Source organism: Streptomyces sp. NPDC005899, assembly GCF_040629645.1.
GTDB lineage: Bacteria > Actinomycetota > Actinomycetes > Streptomycetales > Streptomycetaceae > Streptomyces.
In genome coordinates this window covers 1-6,036 of record NZ_JBEXWB010000368.1, presented here as the reverse complement: position 1 = coordinate 6,036, position 6,036 = coordinate 1, and the positions used below count along the sequence as shown (strand labels likewise).

Annotated in this window: 5 protein-coding genes and 2 pseudogenes; 2 read left to right on the top strand and 5 right to left on the bottom strand. The window is 72.3% G+C overall.

The features are described from left to right. Together ABZ371_RS27820 and ABZ371_RS27815 are read right to left on the bottom strand one after the other, a co-directional pair. Positions 1-584: pseudogene (locus ABZ371_RS27820) on the bottom strand (hypothetical protein); the annotation flags it as partial. Then, positions 581-1,375, bottom strand: coding sequence for a type VII secretion system-associated protein (locus ABZ371_RS27815; protein ID WP_358684518.1), 795 nt, complete (start codon positions 1,373-1,375; stop codon positions 581-583). The pseudogene ABZ371_RS27820 and the gene ABZ371_RS27815, both read right to left, overlap by 4 nt. 541 nt (positions 1,376-1,916) lie before the next feature. On the opposite strand from ABZ371_RS27815, the gene ABZ371_RS27810 reads away from it, so the two are divergent. Next, positions 1,917-3,065, top strand: coding sequence for a mannose-binding protein (locus ABZ371_RS27810; RefSeq protein WP_358684516.1), 1,149 nt, complete (start codon positions 1,917-1,919; stop codon positions 3,063-3,065). A 242-nt stretch (positions 3,066-3,307) separates the two neighbouring features. Here the strand turns inward: ABZ371_RS27810 and ABZ371_RS27805 are convergent, their stop codons facing one another. Continuing rightward, positions 3,308-4,243, bottom strand: coding sequence for an NAD(P)-binding domain-containing protein (locus tag ABZ371_RS27805; protein ID WP_358684514.1), 936 nt, complete (start codon positions 4,241-4,243; stop codon positions 3,308-3,310). Between the two features lie 82 nt (positions 4,244-4,325). Here ABZ371_RS27805 and ABZ371_RS27800 point away from each other — a divergent pair, with 82 nt between their 5' ends. Further along, positions 4,326-4,697, top strand: coding sequence for a helix-turn-helix domain-containing protein (locus tag ABZ371_RS27800; RefSeq protein WP_358684512.1), 372 nt, complete (start codon positions 4,326-4,328; stop codon positions 4,695-4,697). A gap of 89 nt (positions 4,698-4,786) precedes the next feature. Here the strand turns inward: ABZ371_RS27800 and ABZ371_RS27795 are convergent. Continuing rightward, positions 4,787-4,972 (bottom strand): annotated as a pseudogene (locus ABZ371_RS27795) (IS5/IS1182 family transposase); the annotation flags it as partial. Between the two features lie 458 nt (positions 4,973-5,430). Then, complete coding sequence (locus ABZ371_RS27790; protein WP_358684510.1) at positions 5,431-5,937, bottom strand: DinB family protein; 507 nt, start codon at positions 5,935-5,937, stop codon at positions 5,431-5,433. Positions 5,938-6,036 lie beyond the last annotated feature (99 nt).

Here is a 6,036-nt window from a genome sequence, read left to right as displayed (position 1 = left end):
GCGCCCGCGACCGCCGCCCCTGCCAGCACCGCCTTGCCCGGCCGGCCCACCGGCCCGGCCTGCTGCCGCGGCCGGTCGATGGCGGTCGTGGTCATCGTCCTTACGAACGCGGGCAGCCGGCTCTGGGCGGCGGCAGCCGTATCGGGGTCGGAACCGGGCGCGGCGGCCGAGGGACCGGAGTCCGCTCCGGGCACGGCGGCGGTGGGTCCAGGGCCGGCACCGGGTGCCGTGGCAGTGGTGCCCGAGGCCGCACCGGGCGCCACCGCTGTGGCCTCGGGGACAACGCCGGGCGTGGCGGCGGTGCCTTCGGCGACCACCGGCCCGGCCCCGGAGGCCGCTCCGGCCGTCGGCTCGGCGGCGCCGGCTGCGGGGTCCGCTGCGGGCTTCCGCCCGGCCTCGGGCACCTCGTTCCCGCGCGGACCTGTTCCGGTGCCTCCCTCTTCCGCCACCGCCCGGGTCGGCGTCTCCGCCGGCCCGGAGGTGGGCCCGGCAGGGGCGGCGGCGGGTGCGGTCGCCTCACCCCCGGTGGTGGACTCCACGCGTGTCCGCGAGGACGCGGGGGGCTGCTGGGACGAACGAGTCACGGGGTCCTCCCTGTGGTGTGGGGCCGAGGTTCGACCGCGTCGCCGGTCAACTCCGGGTCCGGAGCGCCCGGGCGGCCCGCCGCGGCCTGCTCCCCTCCCGAGGTGGCGGCCGCCGCCGGCCCGCCCTCGGCGCGTGTGGGATCGAGGAGGCCGTCCGCCGGTACGAACAAGGGGGCGGCGGCCGCGGCGTTGACCATCAGCATGGTGCCGGAACCTTCCACCGTGCGGGCCAGGTCCCGTGCCGGCAGGGTGTCATGGTGAAGTGCCGTGGACATGAACTCGTGTGCCGGTGAGGTGAACAGCAGGATGACCGGGGCCCCGTCCCGGCCGGCGGCCGTGAGCGGCCCGCCGTCCGGCCCACGCACCACGGTGACGTCCGCCTCCGCCAGTGCCGCGAGTGCCGCTTCCACCGTGCCGTAGCCGGTGGCGGCTCGCTGGGCCGCCGCGTCCACCGGGTCGGTCGGCTCGGGCCAGCCGAGTACCCGCGCCGAGGGCCGGTAGGCGGGGTTCACGCGGTAGTCCCCCACGTCTCCGCCGTCGTCCGACTGCCACTCACCCAGCACCGCCCACTCCGGGGGTGTGCGCTCCCCGGCCCACTCCGGGTCCACCACGCCGATCCAGTGCCCGGGGGCGTCACGGGCGGCGGCCCGCACGGCCTCGGGTATCTCCGGGGTGCCGGTCGCCGGGGTGCCGGCGGTGACGAGCGCATCGGGACCGGTGCTCGCTCCGGAGCTGGGGGAAAGGGCGAACGGGGCCTCCTCGTCGCCCTCTTGCCGTGCTGCGGGCCGCATCTCCACCTGAACTCTTGGAACGTGACGAACGCTCGGGTGCCGGACAACGCGCGCACCCGGAACCGATCGGATCGGGATGCCGACAGGATGTCACATGTGCCCCACCCGTTGGGCCGCACGGAAGGCCCGTATCGCTCTCCCACGTGCCCGTTTGCCGCCCGGACGGAGAACTTTCCGGGAGCAGTGAGGCGTGGAGGGACAAAGTGACAGCGGTGATCGGAGCGAGGACGCGGTCACCGGTCACACCACGGGTTACGTTGGGTACGCCGTCGGCCCCTGCGGCACACAGCGCCTCCGCCAGGAGGTCCCGGGGCCGTCGGAGACACCGCGCGGCACGGGCGGGCGCGGGATCGGCCTCCGCCACGCGGGTCAGGCACGCGGGGCGGGGCGGAGTGCCAGGACGGGAGCGGGCTCCGACCGCCCCACTCCCACTCGGCACCCGTCACCTCCCGTGTGCTCCGCGAGCTCCCGTGTGCTCCGCGGCGGGTGCGCGGCCCGGCCGTTGCCCACCGACAGATCCGCCATCGTGGAGGAGTAACCCATGTCCCCTCAGCACCCCGCCCGCGGCGAGAACCCGGCGGCGGCCGCCCCCGGCGCACGGAATACCGAGGCACCGAGCCCGGCCGCCGCTCCGGAGGAGGCACCGAGCCCGGCCGCCGCCTCGGGGACGGAGCCCGGAGCCACCCGGGCCGAGGAGACCGCCGCCGCTCCCCCAGCCGGGGGACCCGACGCCACCGCACCTTCGGCCGGTCAGGCCACCACCGCACCTCCGGCCGCCGCAAGGCCCGCCACCACACCTCCGGCAGGGGAGCCCGACGCCACCCCGGCCGGGCGGACCGGCGTCACACCCGCAGCCGCCGGAGAAACCGCCGCGGCCGCACCCCCGGCCGCCACGACCGCTGAGACGCCCGAGGCCCCCGCGGCGGGCATCGGCCTGGTGACGTCCGTGGGGACGTCGCCGGGCACCCGGACCGGTACCGGCGTCGACGGCGGGCGCCCGCGCACACCGGTCCTGGCGGCCGCCGCCGTCGTCGGTGCCGCGTTGATCGCCATACCCCTGCTGCTCGTCGGCACGGCGAACGACGACGGACGGGACAGTGGCGCCGGAAGGCCGTCGGCCGAGGGGGCCGACACCGTCCTCGATCCCGCCTCGGCCCCCGCGGCACTCGACGACTACGTCACCGTGAAGCCCAGCGCCTCCCCGAGCAAGAAGAAGCCGAAGAAGATCAGTGCCCCGAAGGCCACCGTGGTCCAGCCGGCCGTGCCCGCACCGGCACCGGCACCGGCAGCGAAGACGAGCAGCCCGGCCGCGAAGAAGAAGCCCGAGCCGTCGGCCACACCCGCGCCCAAAGCGGCCCCGAAGCGGAACTGGACCTCGACGACCGTCACCGCGCCCAGCACCATCGAGGTCAACCAGGCGTGGACCACCAACCGCATCCGTATGGTCATGCAGCCCGACGGGAACCTCGTCGTCCTCAACGAACTGGGCAAGCCCATCTGGGCGTCCATGACCTTCGGCCCGAACCACCGGGCGATCTTCCAGCCCGACGGCAACCTCGTCATCCACAACGGTGACGACCGCCCGATCTGGGCCTCCAAGACACACGACTACGCGGGCGCCCGCCTGGTCCTGCGAGCCGACGCCAAGATCGTCGTGGTACACAACGGCAGGGTGGTGTGGTCGACCTGACACCCCATGGCGACCGCACCGCGAGCCGGCTTCGCAGACGGCCACGTGTTGGGGCCGCCGGTGCCACGCACCGGTCCCGTCCGGCGTCTCCCGGGCGGGACGACCGGAGCGCCGCACCCCTCGGCCTCCGACAGCTTCTGGGCCCGTCGTCGGTGCTCACTCCATCCGCGTCGGGACAGCTGCGCGCGGAGTGTGGCCGCCACGTCCGTCCCTGGAGGGCGTCCGCCTCAGCACCAGCGTGCTCATGACCGTTCCTCCCGGGTAGCGGGTCGGTCCGGCCGCCGGATGCTGTCGATGATCCGGGTCCAGTTGTCGCCGCCGTGCCCGTTCCTGATCGCGCGCCGGTAGTGGGCCTGCACGGCCAGGGGAAGCGCGAGATCGAGGTCGAGGGACGTGCTGGTCTCGACGATGTGGTCGGATGTGGCCCCCATCATGGTGACGGTGCTGAGGTCCCCGGGATGCTCGCCGGCATCGAGCGCGGCTCCGGGGCTCTCCTCACCCGCCCTCATGATGTCCCCGATCGAGTCGGCGGCGGAGAGCAGCTCGGGCAGCGCTTCCCGCGCCGGGACCCCTGCGGCGCCCAGCATCGCCGTGGCGTGCATCAGCCCGGACAGGGTGGTCAGGAAGAGGGCGAGTTGGGCCTGGTACATCATCTGGGCGAGACCCGGGTCCTCACCCAGAAACCTCGGTGTGCCGAGCTCCGCCAAAGTCGCCAGGTGACGTTCCATCACCTCGTGCCCGCCGCTGTAGTAGACGTACGCCGCCTCCGTGCCGATCATCGGCGCGGGGACCATGGCACCTCCGGCGAGGAAGTCGGCCCGGTGGCCCTCCGCCCAGGCTCCCGCCTCGCGTGTGCGGTCGGGAGTGTCCGAGCTCAGGTTGACCACCGTCCGGCCGGCAAGTGAGGAGGTGGCGCCGTCGAGGACGTCGTACATGGCCTGGTAGTCGGTGAGGCTGAGGACCACGAGATCGCTCGCTTCCACCGCCTCGCCGGGGGTCGCCGCGAGCACGGCCCCGTCGGCGACGACGCCTTCGGCCCGGCCGACGGTGCGGTTCCAGACCGTGACCGGGTGGCCGGCGCCGAGAAGTGTGCGTGTCATCGCCTGGCCCATCGGACCGAGGCCGATCACGGTGACAGGGGATTTCTGACGGGTGGGCAGGTTCTGTTGTTCGATCACCCCTCCATGGTCCGAGGGCGTCGCTACTCTCGGAAGTACCCACTAATTACTGCGGTACTCACCTATTGGTAAGGGGCGACCCATGGCGAAGGAACCGAGACGCGGGCCGTACATCTGCGGCATCGACGCCGCACTGGACGTGGTGAGCGGCAAGTGGAAGGGGCTGATCCTCTGGGAACTCGATGCGCACCGTGTGCGCCGCTTCAGCGAACTCCGGCGCGGCCTGACGGGAGTGAGCGAGAAGATGCTGACGCAGCACCTGCGTGAGATGGAGACGGACGGGCTCGTGCACAGGAAGGTCCACGCCGAGGTGCCACCGCGGGTGGAGTACTCCCTGACCGAGCACGGGCGCACGCTCAACCACGCGCTCGGACCGCTCGGCGTCTGGGGGACCGAACGGATACGCCGCGAGGGCCACGAAGCCGTCGACGTGCGGGAGACCGCGCACGACTGAACATGGCCTCACCGATCAGCCTGCGTGGTGTGTTCGGGACGACGCTTCCTCGGTCAGGACCCGGATGGTCCTCCACGCGTTCCCAGGGCGGCGATGCCCTGCCGCTGCTTCGAGCGGTTGCTGTACCGTCCGACCGTATCGCGCCGCGCGTACGCCTCATGATGGAACTCGGGTGGTCTGCCGCCCCGACTACCGCGCCGCACCAACCGATGGTGACATTGATCGGGCGGAACGGGGATCGCCTCCCGAATGCCACGCCGGCTCAGGTGCTCACGAGGGCCCGCGGCCCGCGGACGGTGGCCAACGGCTCGGTCCGCGCCCATTGCGCGTCGGTCAACGACACATTTGGGCCAACGCGCAAACAAGCGGACAAGGTAGTCACACGCTGTCGCCATCGGCCTGTCCAGCGACCGTCCACCAGGCGGTCGCTCGGGAGGCCATCATTCCCGGTCGCGCGCCAGGAGGATCGAGACCGAAGTGCTCCTCCTCATCGTGCCGCAGGAACGCACCGACCTCCGTCTCGCCTGCACCGCCACGAAGCCTCCCGAGCATGGGGGTGAGCAGGCAGTCGTGCTCGCTGGGTCTCGTCGGCGACACCGAGCGGGTCCCACTCATTGAGCAGATGCCGCAGACCGTCCTCAACAGAAGGGCTCCAGGCGGCATCGCCGCATATCCCTACCTCGAAAGCACCCACCCGTCCCGCCCTCACCTGGATCCGAACGAAAGAAAGGCCTCAGTCGCCGGTCGTACCGTCGAGCATCTCGCGCAGGATGTCCAGGTGGCCGTTGTGGCGGGCCGTCTCCTCGACGAGGTGGAGGAGGATCCAACGCAGATCGACACGGAGACCGCCGCGCACGGCCCGCTGGGCCCTCGTGTCCAGGTCTGTGCCCGCCACCAGTTCGCGGTGGCGGACGCTCTGCTCCGCGTAGGCGTCGAGCAACTGCGTGAGCGGGAAATCGACTGCGACGCGCATCTCCCGGTCGGGGTCCTCATCTGTCCAAGGGCCCTCGTCTTCCTCACCCAGGAGAACCACGCGGAACCAGTAGTACTCGACCCAGCGGAGGTGATTGATCACTCCGTTGATGGTCATCAGCGGTGAACCCGGCAGGAGCGCCTCGCGGGCTTGCTCCGCTGTGAGGCCCTCGCACTTGCGGCGGGCGGTGTCACGTGCGTAGTCGAGAAACGTGGTGAGCTGGGTGCGCTCGTCCCACGCAGGCGGCGTGTCATCGATTCTTGTCATCGCGCGAAGCATCCCCGATCACCGTGCTCGATGTCGAGGCAATTGACGGGGGGCGACGCGTCGGCGGCCGGCGGCACGGACTCCCCGTGCGGGCGCCGG

Bases quoted from the DNA above. Each gene is read 5' to 3' on its own strand.
- ABZ371_RS27815 (WP_358684518.1), bottom strand. From the start codon at position 1,375: ATGCGGCCCGCAGCACGGCAAGAGGGCGACGAGGAGGCCCCGTTCGCC.
- ABZ371_RS27810 (WP_358684516.1), top strand. From the start codon at position 1,917: ATGTCCCCTCAGCACCCCGCCCGCGGCGAGAACCCGGCGGCGGCCGCC.
- ABZ371_RS27800 (WP_358684512.1), top strand. From the start codon at position 4,326: ATGGCGAAGGAACCGAGACGCGGGCCGTACATCTGCGGCATCGACGCC.
- ABZ371_RS27790 (WP_358684510.1), bottom strand. From the start codon at position 5,937: ATGACAAGAATCGATGACACGCCGCCTGCGTGGGACGAGCGCACCCAG.